The sequence below is a fragment of the Exiguobacterium sp. RIT594 genome (assembly GCF_003339585.1).
Classification (GTDB): domain Bacteria; phylum Bacillota; class Bacilli; order Exiguobacteriales; family Exiguobacteriaceae; genus Exiguobacterium_A.
Map to the genome: position 1 here is coordinate 47,566 of NZ_QPKF01000005.1, position 16,316 is coordinate 63,881.

13 protein-coding genes are annotated in these 16,316 nt (G+C 48.8%); 4 read left to right on the forward strand and 9 right to left on the reverse strand.

The window, feature by feature from the left end; genetic code table 11:
* Positions 1 to 100: 100 nt before the first annotated feature.
* From DVG79_RS13285 to DVG79_RS13300, 4 genes are all read right to left on the reverse strand, one after another.
* Positions 101 to 1,303 (reverse strand): Bcr/CflA family multidrug efflux MFS transporter, encoded by a 1,203-nt coding sequence (locus tag DVG79_RS13285; RefSeq protein WP_114597156.1) that lies wholly within the window; start codon positions 1,301 to 1,303, stop codon positions 101 to 103.
* A 17-nt stretch (positions 1,304 to 1,320) separates the two neighbouring features.
* Positions 1,321 to 2,454, reverse strand: coding sequence for a YfbR-like 5'-deoxynucleotidase (locus DVG79_RS13290; protein ID WP_114597157.1), 1,134 nt, complete (start codon positions 2,452 to 2,454; stop codon positions 1,321 to 1,323).
* Between the two features lie 59 nt (positions 2,455 to 2,513).
* Entirely contained in the window at positions 2,514 to 3,269 is a 756-nt protein-coding gene (locus DVG79_RS13295) for a TerC family protein (RefSeq protein ID WP_114597158.1), read from the reverse strand.
* Positions 3,270 to 3,422: 153 nt separating this feature from the next.
* Positions 3,423 to 4,280, reverse strand: a complete 858-nt coding sequence (locus DVG79_RS13300) for a TerC family protein (RefSeq protein WP_114597159.1) — start codon at positions 4,278 to 4,280, stop codon at positions 3,423 to 3,425.
* Positions 4,281 to 4,592: 312 nt separating this feature from the next.
* Here DVG79_RS13300 and folE2 point away from each other — a divergent pair, with 312 nt between their 5' ends.
* The 4 genes from folE2 to DVG79_RS13320 all read left to right on the forward strand — a co-directional run bounded on the left by folE2 (position 4,593) and on the right by DVG79_RS13320 (position 9,970).
* The gene (gene folE2, locus DVG79_RS13305; protein WP_114597160.1) at positions 4,593 to 5,498 is read left to right on the forward strand and encodes a GTP cyclohydrolase FolE2; all 906 of its coding nucleotides are present in this window, start codon (positions 4,593 to 4,595) and stop codon (positions 5,496 to 5,498) included.
* A gap of 100 nt (positions 5,499 to 5,598) precedes the next feature.
* Positions 5,599 to 7,365 carry a LytS/YhcK type 5TM receptor domain-containing protein gene (locus DVG79_RS13310; RefSeq protein WP_114597161.1) on the forward strand — a complete coding sequence of 589 codons (1,767 nt, stop codon included), beginning with the start codon at positions 5,599 to 5,601 and terminating at the stop codon, positions 7,363 to 7,365.
* Positions 7,346 to 8,041 (forward strand): LytR/AlgR family response regulator transcription factor, encoded by a 696-nt coding sequence (locus tag DVG79_RS13315; protein ID WP_114597162.1) that lies wholly within the window; start codon positions 7,346 to 7,348, stop codon positions 8,039 to 8,041. Before DVG79_RS13310 ends, DVG79_RS13315 begins: the two co-directional genes overlap by 20 nt.
* A gap of 135 nt (positions 8,042 to 8,176) precedes the next feature.
* Complete coding sequence (locus tag DVG79_RS13320) at positions 8,177 to 9,970, forward strand: carbon starvation CstA family protein (protein ID WP_114597163.1); 1,794 nt, start codon at positions 8,177 to 8,179, stop codon at positions 9,968 to 9,970.
* 462 nt (positions 9,971 to 10,432) lie between these two features.
* Here the strand turns inward: DVG79_RS13320 and DVG79_RS13330 are convergent, their stop codons facing one another.
* The 5 genes from DVG79_RS13330 to DVG79_RS13350 form a co-directional block, all read right to left on the reverse strand.
* Positions 10,433 to 10,876, reverse strand: a complete 444-nt coding sequence (locus tag DVG79_RS13330) for a GDYXXLXY domain-containing protein (RefSeq protein WP_012369136.1) — start codon at positions 10,874 to 10,876, stop codon at positions 10,433 to 10,435.
* On the reverse strand, positions 10,873 to 12,066 hold the full coding sequence (locus tag DVG79_RS13335) for a DUF2157 domain-containing protein (RefSeq protein WP_114597165.1): 1,194 nt from the start codon (positions 12,064 to 12,066) through the stop codon (positions 10,873 to 10,875). Before DVG79_RS13335 ends, DVG79_RS13330 begins: the two co-directional genes overlap by 4 nt.
* A gap of 152 nt (positions 12,067 to 12,218) precedes the next feature.
* Positions 12,219 to 14,198, reverse strand: a complete 1,980-nt coding sequence (locus tag DVG79_RS13340; protein WP_114597166.1) for a methyl-accepting chemotaxis protein — start codon at positions 14,196 to 14,198, stop codon at positions 12,219 to 12,221.
* A 130-nt stretch (positions 14,199 to 14,328) separates the two neighbouring features.
* The gene (locus tag DVG79_RS13345) at positions 14,329 to 14,628 is read right to left on the reverse strand and encodes a rhodanese-like domain-containing protein (protein ID WP_114597167.1); all 300 of its coding nucleotides are present in this window, start codon (positions 14,626 to 14,628) and stop codon (positions 14,329 to 14,331) included.
* 92 nt (positions 14,629 to 14,720) lie between these two features.
* A complete protein-coding gene (locus DVG79_RS13350; protein WP_114597168.1) occupies positions 14,721 to 16,097 on the reverse strand; it encodes an amino acid permease in 1,377 nt (458 codons plus the stop codon).
* Positions 16,098 to 16,316: the final 219 nt, after the last annotated feature.

A 16,316-nucleotide genomic window follows, 5' to 3' on the forward strand; every position in this document is an offset into this window, starting at 1 on the left:
AAAATGACTGGTTTTTTTACATTTTTTCTTTCGCGTCCACGTTCTTCCATAAAAAAAGCCGATCCCTCAAAAAGGAATCGGCTTCGTAGAACTTCTCTCTTCAATGCTGTTTTCTGCGCACAATCAGCAACGTATATACGAGCAGTGCCAAACAATCAAGGGTCATGATAATCAACCCCATCGGCAAAGCCGAATCTTCCCCCATCACGCCAACAAGTGGCGAGACGAGTGAGCCGACAAGCATCGGCAACAGACCAAGCAATGCCGAAGCACTTCCGGCCGTCGAACCGTAGTTTTGCATCGCGAGCGTAAAACCAAGCGTCGAAATCATCCCGACACTCGAAACAACGAAAAACAGCGGAATCATCACGAGAATCAAGGAGTCCGATAACGTCAGCGCAAGAAATAGACAAATCCCGGCTAAGGCGACGACCGTCAAGGCGATCCGCATCATTTTCTCACTGTCGACGCGTCCGGCCAACCGTCCGGCAGTTTGGGCAGCCAAAATGATTCCGATTCCGTTCAGACCGAACAGGAAACTGAATTGTTGCGGACTCGCACCGTAAATATTTTGTAAAACGAACGGAGAACCGGAAATGTAAGCAAACATGGCACCCATCGCCAACGCTTGGGCAAAGGCATACCCGATGAATGTCCGGTCCGATAACAGCCGTCCGAACGTTTGGAACGTCGTCTTCAAATTCCCTTCAACCCGGTGATGGACAGGCAGGGTTTCCGGCAACCGGAACGCAACGGCAATCAACATTAACGTACTTAAGATAGCAAGCAGATAAAACACGATCCGCCAGTCCCCAAAGCGTAAAATCTGCCCTCCGATGATTGGCGCCAGAATCGGTGCCGTTCCGTTGACCAGTGATAACGCCGCAAAAAACTTCGTCAGTTCAGGCCCTTCGAACAAATCCCGGACGATGGCCCGCGAGATGACGATTCCGGATGCACCAGCTGCGCCTTGAACGAAACGTAAGGCAATCAAAACCTCAATCGTCGGTGCAAAGGCACAGGCAAGTGATGTCAGTAAATAAGCAAACAAAGCCAGTAACAAAGGACGTTTTCGTCCCCGGACATCACTGAGCGGACCGACGATGATCTGTCCGAGTGCCATTCCGAGCATACAGGCGGTCAAGCTGAGCTGAATCGAAGACGCACTGGCATCAAAAGAACGTGACATGTCCGGGAACGCCGGTAAATACATATCAATCGACAGCGGTCCGAGTGCTGCGAGTGATCCTAAGATCAAGATAAAGGTCAGTCGTTTGGTTTGAATCGGTGAGGTATTCGTCATGATTTCCCTCTCTCCTATTAAGATGTCACGTAGTCTAAATCGTGTAAGACATAAGCTAAAAAGAAGACGACGGATGGATTTTCATAGGCCGTTTGGACTTTCTTCAACTGGGCCCGGTAACCGGTCTCATATTCCACACCATTCAATTTTCGTTCCATGTTCATCTTGATCAGTGCATCGAGCTTATCGACGACATCCACCATCTGTCCTTCGTACGTCTCATCTTTTGCTTCGACGACGAACCGGTGAAATTCTTTTCGCATCGAGGACGGCAACAGATTAATCAATGCTTCGCCTTCCGTCCGCTCATAGGCTTCAAAAGCTGCTGCCGTGACCGGTGTCGCATGTTTGACGGGACCGAGGACATCACCTGTCGTTCCTTCGACCAGGTCATGACACAGGAGACGTGAGACGACTTCTGCCGTATTAATCGTCACACCGTATTTCTTCGACTCAATCAATCCGTTAAACAATCCGAGTGATGCCGCACGAAATGCATGCGTCGCATCATTGTCGTCAATCGTATTGAAGCGCCCCTTCCAGCGGCGGATTGTATCCATCATTAAGACGTTGTCGATGAAACGTGACATGTCGTCTTCTGCCCAAACCGATTCCGTCAACATCCGGATGGAAGACAGGGGATGAACCGATAACGCTGTTTTGAGTTCATTCGTCTTCTCGAGGAAAAATGCCGATCCCGTCACTTCCGCTTCACGCTTGGCGAACAGCATCGCATCAAACGTGTCGATTGCTTCGACCAGCTTTCCTTCTGTTGAGTCATCTTCTGCAAACACCAGATAATTCGTGAAATCCGGTTGAAGGGACTTCGACAGTAACGCTACGAGTTTTTCACTCGCCTGCCGCTCCATCGCCTGGATGTGGGCATGCAACGTCGGTTCTTTTTTCGTCCGGTGTTTAATCGGTCCCGTGATGACCTCATTCATATCATGGAACAAGGCTTTCCCAAGCAACGTCAATCGATCGTATTTAGTATCTGCTACCTCTTCTTCAATATAACTCGCCATCAAACTGAATAACGCGACGCGGAAGCTGTGACTTGCCGCATTATCCGGAAAACGGGGTGCGTATTCATCCCAACGCGGGACATTCTGCATCCGTGTCAACATACGGATAAAGTTACCGTTTTGCATCGTCATCTCTCCTCATTAAAAACGGACAGAGGAATGATGACCCTGTCCGTTTCTAATTATTATTTGTCTGTTTTCGGTCCACTTCTGAACCAGCCTAACACTAAAATCAAGACGAGGACAATCCAGAAAATCGATTGCCAAAGCGTACTTTCCGGAAATTCATGCGGTAAGACATGAATCGACGGATGTGCCAGTGTCATGACGACAAGCTTGACCCCGACCCACGCAACGAGCCAAAAGGCAGCTTCTTCAATCCCCGGCCGTTTTTGTAACAAGACGACAAACCAGCTGGCGAAGTAACGCATGATGACCAGTCCGATGATTCCGCTGAAGAAGACGACCCAGAATTGTCCTGTGTTCAAGCCGCCGATTGTTCCGCCGATCATCGGTAACGTCGTTGCCATCGCAACGGCTGCGAGCGTCGAATCGACTGCAAACGCCAAGTCAGAGAACTCGACTTTGACGACCGTCCACCAGAAATTCGGTGAGGCTTTTTTAGCCGAAGCGGACTCCGGAATCTGGTGTTTGTTCGAGCGTGCCTCGACAATCCCTTTGAAGGCAACATAGAACAAATAAATGGCGCCGAGTGCCTGCAGCTCCCAAATCGTCGCCAAGTAAGACGCAAAGAAAATTGCGATGAAGCGTAAGACAAGTGCTCCGATCAATCCATAAAACAATGCCTTTTTTCGTTGATCGTCCGGCAACGGACGCACGAGAACAGCCATGACCATGGCATTATCGGCTGACAGCAGACCTTGTAAGATGATTAAAACAAGCCCGACCGTCGCATACTGTGTAATTAATCCAATATCCATAAAAACGAATCCCCTTTTTGTTCAGTAAGTTTATTATAAGGCCGCTTATCTAAAAGCAAAAGACTGAACACTTGAATCTGACTGTTCTTTTTACCCGATCCTCCGGATTTTTAGACAAAAAAAGACTCTCCATGATGGAGAGCCTGATTACGATTAGAGATTTTTTTCGACTTTCTTTTCAGCATCCGGATTTGATTTCGTCTTCGGAGAAGAGAACCAACCCCAGAGTGCGAGACCGACCATGACGGTCCAGAAGAAGATTTGCCACGGTGTGCTGTGGGCGAATCCTTCCGGAAGTTTCAATGCTTCGAAAATCGTGCCTTCGATTGATGCATGGTATTTCGGGTGTTCGAGTGCAAGGACCGCAAGTTTTACACCGACCCAGGCAACGATGGCGAATGCTGCTGTTTCAAGACCCGGACGTTCCGCCAGTAACTTAACGAAGACGCGGGCTGCAAAACGCATCAGGACGACACCCATTAGTCCACCTGTCAGAATGACGACGAAGTGACCGGTGTTCAAGCCACCAATTTCACCCGTCCCCCAGTTCGGGAGAGCAACGGCAAGTGCGACGGCTGCCAAAATCGAGTCGACGGCAAACGCGAGGTCAGCGAATTCAATCTTCGCGACTGTTTTCCAGAACTCGGCTTTCGAGACCGGCTCATCTGATTTCGGTTCTGCGTCAAGCTCGTTTTCGGCACCATGATTCTCACCGATTCGCCGGGCTTTAATGGTCTTATAAATATGCCGGAGTCCCATGATCAATAGGTAGGCGGCACCAAGTGCTTGGATCTGCCAGATATCGACGAGGAATGAGATTGCGAATAATGCTGCAAATCGAAGAACGAATGCTCCTGCTAATCCATAAAATAAAGCCTTTTTCTGCTGCTCGCCCGGTAAATGTTTTACCATGACGGCCAAGACGAGTGCGTTATCTGCCGAAAGGAGTCCTTCTAACGCGATTAAGACGAGGACAACCCAGGCATATTGAAGTACTAACTGCCAATCCATCTACTTCATTCCTTTCTGCTTTACGATTTTAAATTGAAAATCAAGTTTTCATCAGACACATCGTTTATGCGTTCACATGAACATATACTATAGGATACTATACCCGATTGCAAGCAAGTTATACCTGTAAATAAGCAAACTGTTTCTTCCGAGTCTTGTAAGTTTTGTTTTTAGGAAGGTTCGTGATAAAATTCATAGCAACGATACGTCGCGACAACACATTCACGGAATCACCAGACTTGCTCGTCTCTAGCATTCCTGTCATGTTATTACTACTTGCACTACTACAAAAGGACAAAGGGGCCGATATGAATGTCTACCTACCCGGTTACACTGCCAACCAAAGAAGAGCGCCACAAGCTGTTTGGCTCTGTTCCTCCTATTAAAGGAACAAAGCCGACTGAAAAAGATAAAATGATCGACTTGCAGAACACACCGAAGAACTTCCTCTTCGCACTCGATGCTGTAGGAATTTCAAACGTCAAACATCCTGTCGTCATCCAAGACGGCGAATCGACACAAGCAACTGTCGCGACATTCGAGCTGTCTACTTCACTTGTTCAAGACCGTAAAGGGATCAACATGAGCCGTTTGACGGAACAACTCGATCAGTACCATAACGAGGGTTGGATCGTCACGAATGAATCCCTCATCCAATTCGCACGTGAACTTGCTGAGCGGATGGAACAGACAGAAGGACAATTGACCATCCGTTACCCATGGTTCTTCACACGTAAAGCGCCTGCAACAGGACTTAGCGGATTAATGAATGCCGAAGTTTGGCAGACGGTCAGCGTCGACACAGAAACAAACGAAGCGACCTTGTCTGTCGGTCTGACGATCAACGTCACGACACTTTGCCCGTGTTCAAAAGAAATCAGCGAATACAGTGCGCATAACCAACGTGGTTACGTGACAATGGAAGCTTCATTACGTGATGAAGCCGATGATTTCAACTGGAAACAGGAACTTCTCGACGCAGCAGAATCAAATGCATCCGCACCTCTGCACCCGGTCCTGAAACGTCCGGATGAAAAGCGTGTCACAGAGATGGCTTATGAGAACCCACGTTTCGTCGAAGATATGGTGCGCCTAATCGCCGCTGACCTTTACGAAATGGATGCCATCGCGTCGTTCTTCGTCGAATGCCGTAACGAAGAAACGATTCACCAGCATGATGCGATTGCACGTATCACGTTCGATAAAGATGCACAGTAATCTATAAGGCAACTCCAACCACTCCTCGGATCGGTTGGAGTTTTTTTTCGTTGTCCTCCTTTTCGGTAACGTTTACACTTAGGACGAATGGAGGGATGTCATGTTTGAACTCATACCCTTTTTACTGGAACGACTCGGAATCATGATCATTTTAGCGTTCATCCTCGCCCAGTGGGGACCAACAAGGCGTTTACTGAAACAGCCTGAAGCCGGCTGGCAGTTCGGGTTGTTGATTCTGTTTTTCGCTACCTACGGGATTTTGAGTAACTACACAGGTGTCAAAGTCGATTTAGCCAAGTTTTTACCGCATACCTGGCTTGAACAGGTCGATGGTACATCGGCCATTGCGAATACACGGACGATGATTGTCGTCATCAGCGGCTTGCTCGCCGGTCCACTCGGCGGCACGATTACCGGTCTGCTCGTTGGTATTCATCGTTACACACTCGGTGGTTTTACCGCCTTCGCTTGTGCTTTATCGACGGTCATCGCAGGAGGTGTCAGCGGCTTACTCCGTCCTTACTGGCGCGACCGTCTCGGCAGCCAGGCGTTGTTGCCGATTTGTCTGACCGGCTTTTTAATGGTTTTCGAAATGTCCTTAATTCTTCTGTTGTCCGATCCGTTTCCGGCTGCCCTCGAACTGGTCCAGTTCATCTTTCTTCCGATGACCGTCGTCAACGTCCTTGGAGTATGGCTGTTCTTATCAATCATCCGTCTCGCAGCGCGGGAAGAAGAACATGTCCGGGCCCGTGAAGCGGAACGCTCCCTGCATATTGCGGATTTGACCTTACCGTATTTGACACGCGGCTTAAATATCCAAACGGCTGAAGCCGTTGCCGATATCTTGTTACAACAAACACGCGCCGATGCCGTCTCCTTGACCGATCAAGCGGTTATTTTGGCACATATCGGCGTCGGCAGTGACCATCACCGATCCGGCGGGCACTGGACGACCCGTCCGACGGAACATGTTTTGACAGACGGACAACTCCGGCTTGTCACCGATCGGGACGAGATTGGCTGTCCGAAAACAGACTGCCCGTTACAAGCCGGAATCATCGCCCCGTTGACAATCGGTGAAACGACGATCGGTACATTGAAGGTGTATTATCCTCACCCTGAATTACTCGATGCGGTCGAAGTCGAATTAATCGAAGGGCTGGCGAAGCTCTTTTCGACCCAACTTGCCCTCGGCAAAGCGGAACGGCAAGCCGGTCTATTGAAAGATGCCGAAATCCGGGCCCTTGAAGCGCAAATTCATCCGCACTTTTTGTTTAATGCCATCAATACGATTTATGCGTCGTGCCGGACAGATGTTGAACAGGCACGGACATTACTGCTGGAGCTTTCGACCTTTTTCCGCAGCAATCTGCAAGGCGCCCGCTCGACGAAAATTCCGTTGCAAAAGGAACTGGAACACATCGAAGCCTATATCTCGCTTGAAGCTGCCCGCTTCCCGAGCCGGCCGTTCGTTGATATTGATTTGGAGGAAGGCACGGAACACCTACTTGTTCCTCCGTTTATTCTCCAACCGTTAATCGAAAACGCCTTCCAACATGCGTTCAGCCCCGGCCAGACCGGATACGTCGGCGTCACGGCCTGGTTGACCGCCGATCAATTGGTATTGGAGGTCGTCGATAATGGACGCGGAATTGAAGCGGAGCGGCTCACACGCCTCGGCCGGGAAGTCATTGAATCGAGTGGCACCGGAACCGCCCTGTTCAATACGGCGGAACGAATCAAAAGCCTGTATGCCGAAAATGGTTCTTTCCGATTGACCAGTCAACCTGGAGAAGGTACGACCATTACCATCCATCTGCCGATCGAAACAGGAAAGGAGGCGCCGCATGCGCACAATCTTAATTGAAGATGAACCACTCGCCCGCGATGAACTGCGTTATCATGTCGTCCGGGCCGGACTCGACGTCATCGCCGAGACCGGACACGTCGGTGAAGCCGAGCAGCTCGTTCGGACGTTGCAACCGGATCTTGTATTTTTAGATATCGAACTGATTGACGGCAGCGGACTCGATGTCGCCAAACGCCTGCAATCAATGCCGCATCCGCCTGCAATTTTATTTGTGACGGCTTATGATGCCCATGCCCTTGAAGCGTTTGAACTGAATGCGTACGATTACATCTTAAAACCTTATGATCCGTCACGGATTATTCGGGCGATTGAAAAAATCATGCGGAAACCGGCGCTGAAAACACCACGGATTGAACGATTGGCTGTCGAATCCGGCGAGCAGTTAAAATTGCTCTCCCCACAGGATGTCGACTACATCGTCGCCGAAAGCGGAAAAACAAAACTCGTGACGCGTTCCGAATCCTATCCGTCAAATGATACGTTACAGGAACTTGAACGAAAATTATCCGGTCACCGTTTTCTGCGGGTCCACCGCTCCTATCTCGTCAACCTGGCTGCCATCGAAGCAATCGAACCCTGGTTCAACGGTGCCTATACGATCAAGATCCAGCAGATTGATGTACCTGTCAGTCGGACCTATGTCAAAGTCTTGAAGGAAGCTCTCGGTATTTGAGGGTTTTCTTTTTTCCGTTCATCCTCCTTTTTCGACATGTCATCGGTCAAAACGAACGGTTCATCCACTCAACAAAAGAAAGCGCTTCCAAATCAAGTACACTTTTCTCATACCAGTTTATGAGGAGGTTCACGCATGAGTGCTACACCCATTGTTATTGCCGTCATTTGTATTTTATTGATCGTTTATCGTCTTTATGGCACATTCATGGCTGTCAAAGTCTTAAAAATCAAAGAGGACCGGGAAACACCGGCTCATAAGTTTGCGGATGGAAAAGATTATGTCCCGACCAACAAATGGGTGTCGTTCGGTCACCACTTCGCAGCAATCGCTGCTGCCGGCCCGCTCGTCGGTCCTGTACTTGCTGCCCAGTTCGGTTATTTACCGGGACTGTTATGGCTCTTGATTGGTGCCGTCATCGGTGGCGCCGTCCACGATATGGTCGTCTTGTTCGCTTCAATGCGTCAAGATGGACAGTCGTTATCTGAAGTCGCTAAAAAAGAGCTCGGACCTGTCGCCGGTTTTTGTGCCGGTCTCGCGATGCTCTTCATCATCACCATCACGATGGCCGGATTATCAATGGTCGTCCTGCATGCCCTGGAGCATAATCCATGGGGAACATTTGCTGTCTTCTCGACCATTCCGATCGCAATGGGGGTCGGCATCTACTTACGAAAAGGTGGCAACCTCGCCTTCGCTTCAGTCGTCGGTTTCCTGTTGATTTTGGCTGCGATCGGTTTCGGTCCCCAGTTGACTGATACGTTCATCGGAACATGGTTCGACCTGTCGTCACGTCAACTCGCGATTGCGTTACCGATTTATGCCTTCTTCGCTGCAGCACTGCCGGTCTGGTTGTTGCTTGCACCGCGTGATTACTTATCAAGTTTCATGAAAATCGGTGTCTTCTTTGCCTTGATCGTCGGTGTCTTCATCATCAACCCGGACATCCGCTTCCCGGCATTCACGAAATTCGTCAACGGTGGCGGTCCGATCATTGCCGGTCCGGTCTGGCCGTTCATCTCCATTACGATTGCCTGTGGTGCGATTTCCGGCTTCCACGCTTTCGTCGGTTCCGGAACGACACCAAAGATGATCAATCGTTGGAGCGATATCAAACCGGTCGCCTTCGGTGCGATGCTTGTTGAGTGTCTCGTCGCTGTCATGGCTCTGATTGCCGCAACTTCCCTTGAAGTCGGTGATTACTTCGCCATCAACTCAACACCGGAAGTCTTTGCGACACTCGGGATGAGTACAGTCTACCTCGATGAATTGTCACGGGAAATCGGTCTCGATCTCGCCGGGCGGACGGGTGGAGCTGTTTCGCTGGCTGTCGGTATGACGTTTATCTTCCGGGCCATTCCCTGGTTCCGTGAAATTGCCGGCTTCTTCTTCCAATTCGTCATTCTGTTCGAAGCAGTCTTCATCCTGACGGCAATCGATGCCGGAACACGTGTCGCCCGCTACCTGATTCAAGATTTCTTCGGTGAATTCTACAAACCGCTGAAACGGGTGGACTGGATTCCGGGTGCGATTTTTGCCAGTGCGCTTGGCACATTCTTCTGGGGTTACCTGCTCTTCTCCGGTGATATCGGTTCGATTTGGGCCTTGTTCGGTGTCTCGAATCAGTTGATGGCGTCGATCGGCTTAATTATCGGAACGACAATCATCCTGAAGATTGCCGACAAAAAAGTCTACGCCTTGACGACGTTCGTCCCGCTCGTCTATCTGCTCGTAACGGTCACGTTCGCCGACATTTGGATGGTTGCGAATGTCTATGCGAATCCGGCATCTGCCGGCTTCAGTATCCTGAATACGATTTTATCTGTAACAATGGGACTTTTAGCCATCGTCATCACGATTTCAGCTGTCCGGAAATGGATTGAACTGCTCAATTCACCACGTTGGGAAAAAGTGAAAAAATCAGCTTAATTAAAACCGCCTGGATTGTACATGGATTTCGTGTATCCATCCAGGCGGTCTTTTTATCAAAATCAGACGAGAATACTCCCACTTCTAAACGTTCAGGGCGAGGCGCTAGTGCAAGTGGGGATGAATCGTCTTCGGGCAAGGCGTGTCTTGCGACACGCCAATTGTCCGACACTCTTGGTTTGAAAACAATTAAAATCAGGAATAAAAAAATAGTCATGTTCTTTGAAAACTGAAGATATAGGGTTGTGACAGGAAGTTCGTCTGTCACGTAAAATCTTCAACGTTCACCTTGCGGATGACCGAAGTAGCGAAAACCAAGCAGAGTAGGCATCCGTATAAAAGAAACGGACAAGATCAATATTCAACCGTCGGGACGACGGGGTTAGCCTGATAAATTTTTGACCGCTAGGTTGGATAACTCAGGAATCCTCCACCTCTTAGCGAAGCGTAGGTGGAGGTAGTTCAATTTCGAACACTCAAATCGGTTGCCCGAACCGTACCCCACGGCGAGACATCGGCTTTGACGACTAATTTTTTTGCATCCTCGTACCCTTTTCCTGTTCCCTGTTCCACATAATACTGGTTTAATTGGGGAATCGTGACGTACTTGTCGTAATAATCTCCGGCAACGGAACCGAAAAAGCGGTCATTTGAGATACGGTCGATCTTGGCATAACCATCAGAATCCGTTGTAAACGTAACGTAGACCAATCCTTTTTTGACGGAATCCGCAGGTTTCAAATCAGGATACTGCAACATGACATATTCACCATAGACCGGGCTGAACGGATCATACGGTTCCGCCCGAAAGCGGTAACTGTCACCGAACCAGGAAATGGAGTAAAAACTGAGGATCACACCGAGGACGACGATGATTTGCAGGACTGGAAACAGATACCGTTTCATGACGGAACCCCTCCTTCATGACGTTTTCGAATCCACCACAGGACACCGGCAATCAGGAAGACGAGCAATGCACCGACAAGGAAGAATAACGACATATCGAGGCGATCCCAGGCATAGATGAAATAAATCGTCAGTTGGACGGCGATGAAGTAAACGAATGGAATCGTCAGGCGACGACCTTGGCGCTCCTGCACAATCAAATAAACAAAGGCAATGATTTCGACGAGCGCAGCAATCAAGATGGCTTGTTCGTCAAACCAAAGGAATCCGAACAAACCGAGCGGCAAAATCCAAAGAAGCGGACGGAATCTTTGGTAAATCAAATACCCGACGGCGAGACCAAAAACGGCAAGTGCGACGGCTTCTCCTAAAGGAATGACGGAGTCCGTCGTTTCCGCACGGACGGTCAAATAGATCAGTGAATTAATCGCGGCAACAATCAAATAGAGATGGTATAAAAAGTGACGGTCCTGTTCCTGTTTAACGACAAGTAACAGCGGGACAAGGGCAAACAAGGTCCAAATCGGCCAAAGGACACCGTCGTAAGAGACAAGGGCAAACAACTCAAGTCCCGATACATAAAGAAATAACCAGCTGAGAATGAGCGATGGAAAAGACTGGCTGAAATAGAACCAGGCAAGCGAAACGATCACGACGAAGACAATCGATGTCCAGTCGAGGAACGTCGCGTGCTCACTTCCGAATCCGCCAACTCCGGTAAAGATGTTCAAACCCGAGATGAATGCCAGAATCGCATAGGCCGGATGACGCCACATAAAGAAATGGGCCAGTGCAGCAAGAAAGACGGCCCACCCAATGAAGGAACCTTGCATGGACATATGGAAGCTCTGAACGGTGACGATGAGTGCTCCGGCAAAGGCAATTAATCCAAGAATCCGAAAAGCGACCGGATTCCAAATGGTACGCCGTTCCGATACATCTGCCAGAACATAACAACTGACCATGATGATCAAAACTAAACCAATTTTAACGAGAGCAGGAATCACTTGCCAGTTGGCGGCTAAAAAACTGAGCAAAGCGAGACCGACAAATGTCAGACCGACAATCAATAACAGCGGAACACGTTTCTTTTTTTGGCGGTTGGCTTCATACTCTTTGATCCGTTGAATCGTCTCTGTATCAATCAAACCAGCCTGTTGCCATTCCATTAACTTCGTCTGTCGTGCCATCACCAACACCTCCTGATTACAAGCTACCAGTCTACACTTGTATTTTCCCGTTTCTTATTCTATTCAAGCAACATTCATCAGAAATCCGGTCGAAGATTACGTCTTTTTCCAAAAAAACGACCATCCTCGAAAGAGAACGGTCGTCTGCAAAATTATACTTTGAATCGTGAAACTAAAACGTGTAACTCTTCCGCCATATCGGACAACGTCTTCGCTGATTGTGAAATATCTTCCATTGATCCAAGCTGTTCTTCCGTCGTCGCCGCAACGCGTTCTGACGCAGCTGAATTTTCATCGGCGATGTGGGCAATTTCCGTTGCCGATGCCGAGACTTCCTGAACGTTGGCAGCAATCTCTTCGACCGTTGCTGTTACATCTTCGATCCGCGGTGTCATCTCTTGTGTCCGCAACATGATTTGTTTGAAGCGAACGGCTGAATCTTCCGTTGTTTCGAGTCCGGCTTTCGTATGATGCGACACTTCTTTCATCAAGAAAACGGAACGTTCCGTTTCCTGTTTGATGTTTTGAATCAGGTGCGAGATTTGTTTCGTCGATTCCTGCGATTGTTCTGCCAGTTTTCGGACTTCACTGGCGACGACAGCAAACCCTTTGCCGTTTTCCCCTGCCCGTGCGGCTTCAATTGCGGCATTCAGGGCAAGTAAGTTCGTCTGGGTCGCAATGCCGTTGATCACATCGACAATCTTTCCGATCTCATTTGAACGATGCGCGAGCGACTGGATGACCTCGCCAAAGTTCTCGACCGATGCATCGATTGCTTTCATCTGTTCCACGTTTTTCGTGACAGCTGCCGTCCCGTCTTCTGCTTCTGAAGCAGTTGCCCGGGACAATTCCGAGACATTCGTTGAGCTCTCGGCAATCCGCATGACACCTGATGTGATGGCTTGCAGTGAAACCGCATTACCGTCGAGTTGACGTTTCGATTGACCGGCCCCTGCGGCCATTTCCTGAATCGAACCGGCAATTTGTTCCGAAGCTGCCGTCGTCTGAGCGGCATTCGCCATCAGCTCTTCCGAAGACGCCGCGACTTGCCCGATGGATTGATCGAGATTTGAGATGATACCACGCAGTGACAGGATCATCGTGTTGAAGCTTTCGGCGACTTTTCCGATTTCGTCATTCGATTCGACAACGACTTCCTCCGTCAAGTCTCCTTCCTGGATTCGTTCCGCACTTTTCGTCAAGCGGTTCAGCGGGCTGATGATCGAACGTAGGATAAAGAATAACAGGAGTGCAGCCAGGATGAACGTACCGGCAATGACACCTAATGTCGTCCATAAAATGCTTGCTGTTTCGTCCGTGATTTCATGATCGTACAACGTCCCGGCGACTTTCCAACCGGTCAGACCGTTCGTCATGAAGTCCATCTGTTTGTCTTCCTTTTCAAACAAGTAGGAGAAGCGTCCTTCTTTCCCGGCGTAAAGTGGGCCAACCCAACTGCCGGTTGCTGTTTCACCCGGTTTGAGTGTCGGATGGGTGACGAATTTTTTATTCGAATCTAAAATCGTGACATAACCTTCTTTTCCGATTTTGATTTTTTTCGCGATGTCTGCAATCCGGTCGACATCAACGTCGATGGCAATGACACCCCGTCCATTTCCACCCGTTTGTGAGAGTGTGACCATCATCTTGCCCGATGCTGCGTCCACGTATGGATCCGTGATGACGACTTTTCCACTGGCGTCTTCGGCTGCTTTGTACCATGGACGCTCACGCGGATCATAATCATCCGGCATCGACTGCTCCGGATAAATCGTCATCTCGCCGGATGTCGTCGCATAATAAATATTAGCGGCTTGCGGATGCGTATCTAAGTATTCGGTCATTTTTTCTTTTAAGTCGAGATTCTGTTTGCCTGATTGATACAACGTCCCGTCAATCCGGTCCGCAAAAAAGGCGACATCCCGTCGCATCGGATCGATGATATTCATGATCTCATCATTCATCCGGTCGACCCCGGCATGCGCCGACTGCAAAATTTCATTCGTGATTTTTTGCTTGGCTTGGCTGTAAGAAACAAAACCAATCAATAAAGAAGGAATCAATAATAAGAGCATCGATGTCAGGATCAACTTCTGTTTAATACTCAACGTGCGTTTTTTCTTCTGTTCCATATCCAACTCCCATTCTCGAGCTATGTACTCGTCGTTCTAGTTTCTTTATCGGTTAAAATGTACACTTTTTCACAGAAAATCAAAAAAAGAAGCGGATCCGTTTAGGAATCCGCTTCCATTTTTTGATGGATTAGGCTTCTTGATCGCCCTTCCAGTTCATCATCCCGCCTTCGACGTTGACGATATCGTAGCCGTACTGTTCGAGGAACCGTCCGACGTTTTCACTCCGTCCGCCTGCTTTACAGATCAGGTAGTAGGTTTCGCCTTCCTGCAACTCTGTATATCGTTCACCGATCTCAGACATCGGTAGAAAGCGGACATTCGGAATATGGCCGGCATCGTATTCATCTTGTTCCCGGACATCTACGACGTGTAACGCTTCACCCGCTTCAAGCTTTTCTTGCAGTTCATCGACATGAATCGTTTTCATGATTATTCCTCCTTTGACGTATCTGTGTCCAGTGTAGCAAAACTGACGTCGAAACAGAACAAAAGAGACCAGCCGAAGCTGATCTCCAGTTCTTATTCTCCTGATGCCTGATCCAGCGGTTGACGCTTTTGTTTATGCATTCCCCGTGCATAATACACAGCAATCAAAATCACGTACCAAAGCGGTCCGACAATCAGTGCAATCCGTGTTCCGGCATCAAATGCCATCAGGACGATGACACCTGCGAGTGCGGCTAACGCAAGATAGTTCGCAATCGGGAAGAACGGGACTGCAAATTCAGCCGTTCCGTGTACTTTACGTGCCCGCATCTGAGCAATCAAAATCATCGCCCATGTCCAAACGGCTCCGAACGTCGCGATACTTGTGACGATCGCAAAGACATCATCCGGCAAGAAGTAGTTGAGTGCAACACCGACCAGCAACGCCACGCCAGAAAGAATCGTTGCGAGTGCCGGGACACCATTTTTAGAAATCTTCGCAAAACGTTTCGGTGCTTCCTGGTTTTGTGACAAGTTCATCATCATCCGGGCTGTTGAGAAAATCCCGGAGTTACATGACGATAAAGCCGCCGTCAAGACAACGAAGTTGATGATTCCGGCAGCTGCCGGGATACCTAATGATTCAAATAATAATACGAATGGACTGCTGTTATTTTGTCCGACTTGATCCCATGGATAAATCGAAAGAATGACGAACAGAGCACCGATGTAGAAGACTAAAATGCGTAAGAAAACATTGTTGACCGCTTTACGGATTGTTTTCTTCGGATTTTTTGCTTCTCCTGCTGTGACCCCAATCACTTCAATCCCTAAGAAGGCAAACATGACCATCTGCATCGCCAGTAGAACACCGCCGAACCCGTTCGGCAGGAATCCGCCATGCGACCAAAGATTTGAAATTCCGACCGGCGTACCGCCGTTCCCGAACCCGATGACGATCGTCAGCGTTCCCAGGATAATCATTGCGACGATAGCAACGATTTTGATCAATGCAAACCAGAATTCAAATTCCCCATAAAACTTAACCGCAATGAAGTTGATGCTTGTCATCAAAATCAGTGCACCAAGCGCCCACATCCAAGTGGGTGAATTCGGGAACCATTCCTGCATATAAATCCCGACGGCCGTAATTTCGGCCATACATGTGAAAATCCAGAGTAACCAATAATTCCACCCTGTCAGGAAACCGGCTAGCGGGCTGACATATTTTCGGGCATACTCGGCAAAGCTGCCTGCTACCGGTTCACGGACTGCGAGTTCCCCAAGAGCCCGCATGATAATGAAGATAATAAGACCACCGATTAAGTACCCGATCAGTATTCCTGGTCCAGCTAATTGAATCGCTTTTGCAGATCCGAGGAACAGTCCGACACCGATTGCCGCTCCCAGCGACATCAATGTAATGTGACGTTCTTCTAATCCCCGATTCAGTTCTGTCTGTTGTTTCATCTGTACGACGTCCTTCCCGTCTCTGTTTGTTTCTTAGCAGTTCCCCTAACCGCTACGTTGTCAGTATAAAGAAATTGTGTCCGTTTTGTAAACGTTTTCAAGAGATATTTTCTCCGAATTCCACATACTCGAAATATTCTGATTTATGTAACGGTACATAAAAGGAGCAACCACCTATACCGAATAGTATACATGACTGCTCCTTTCATAAGGGTTACA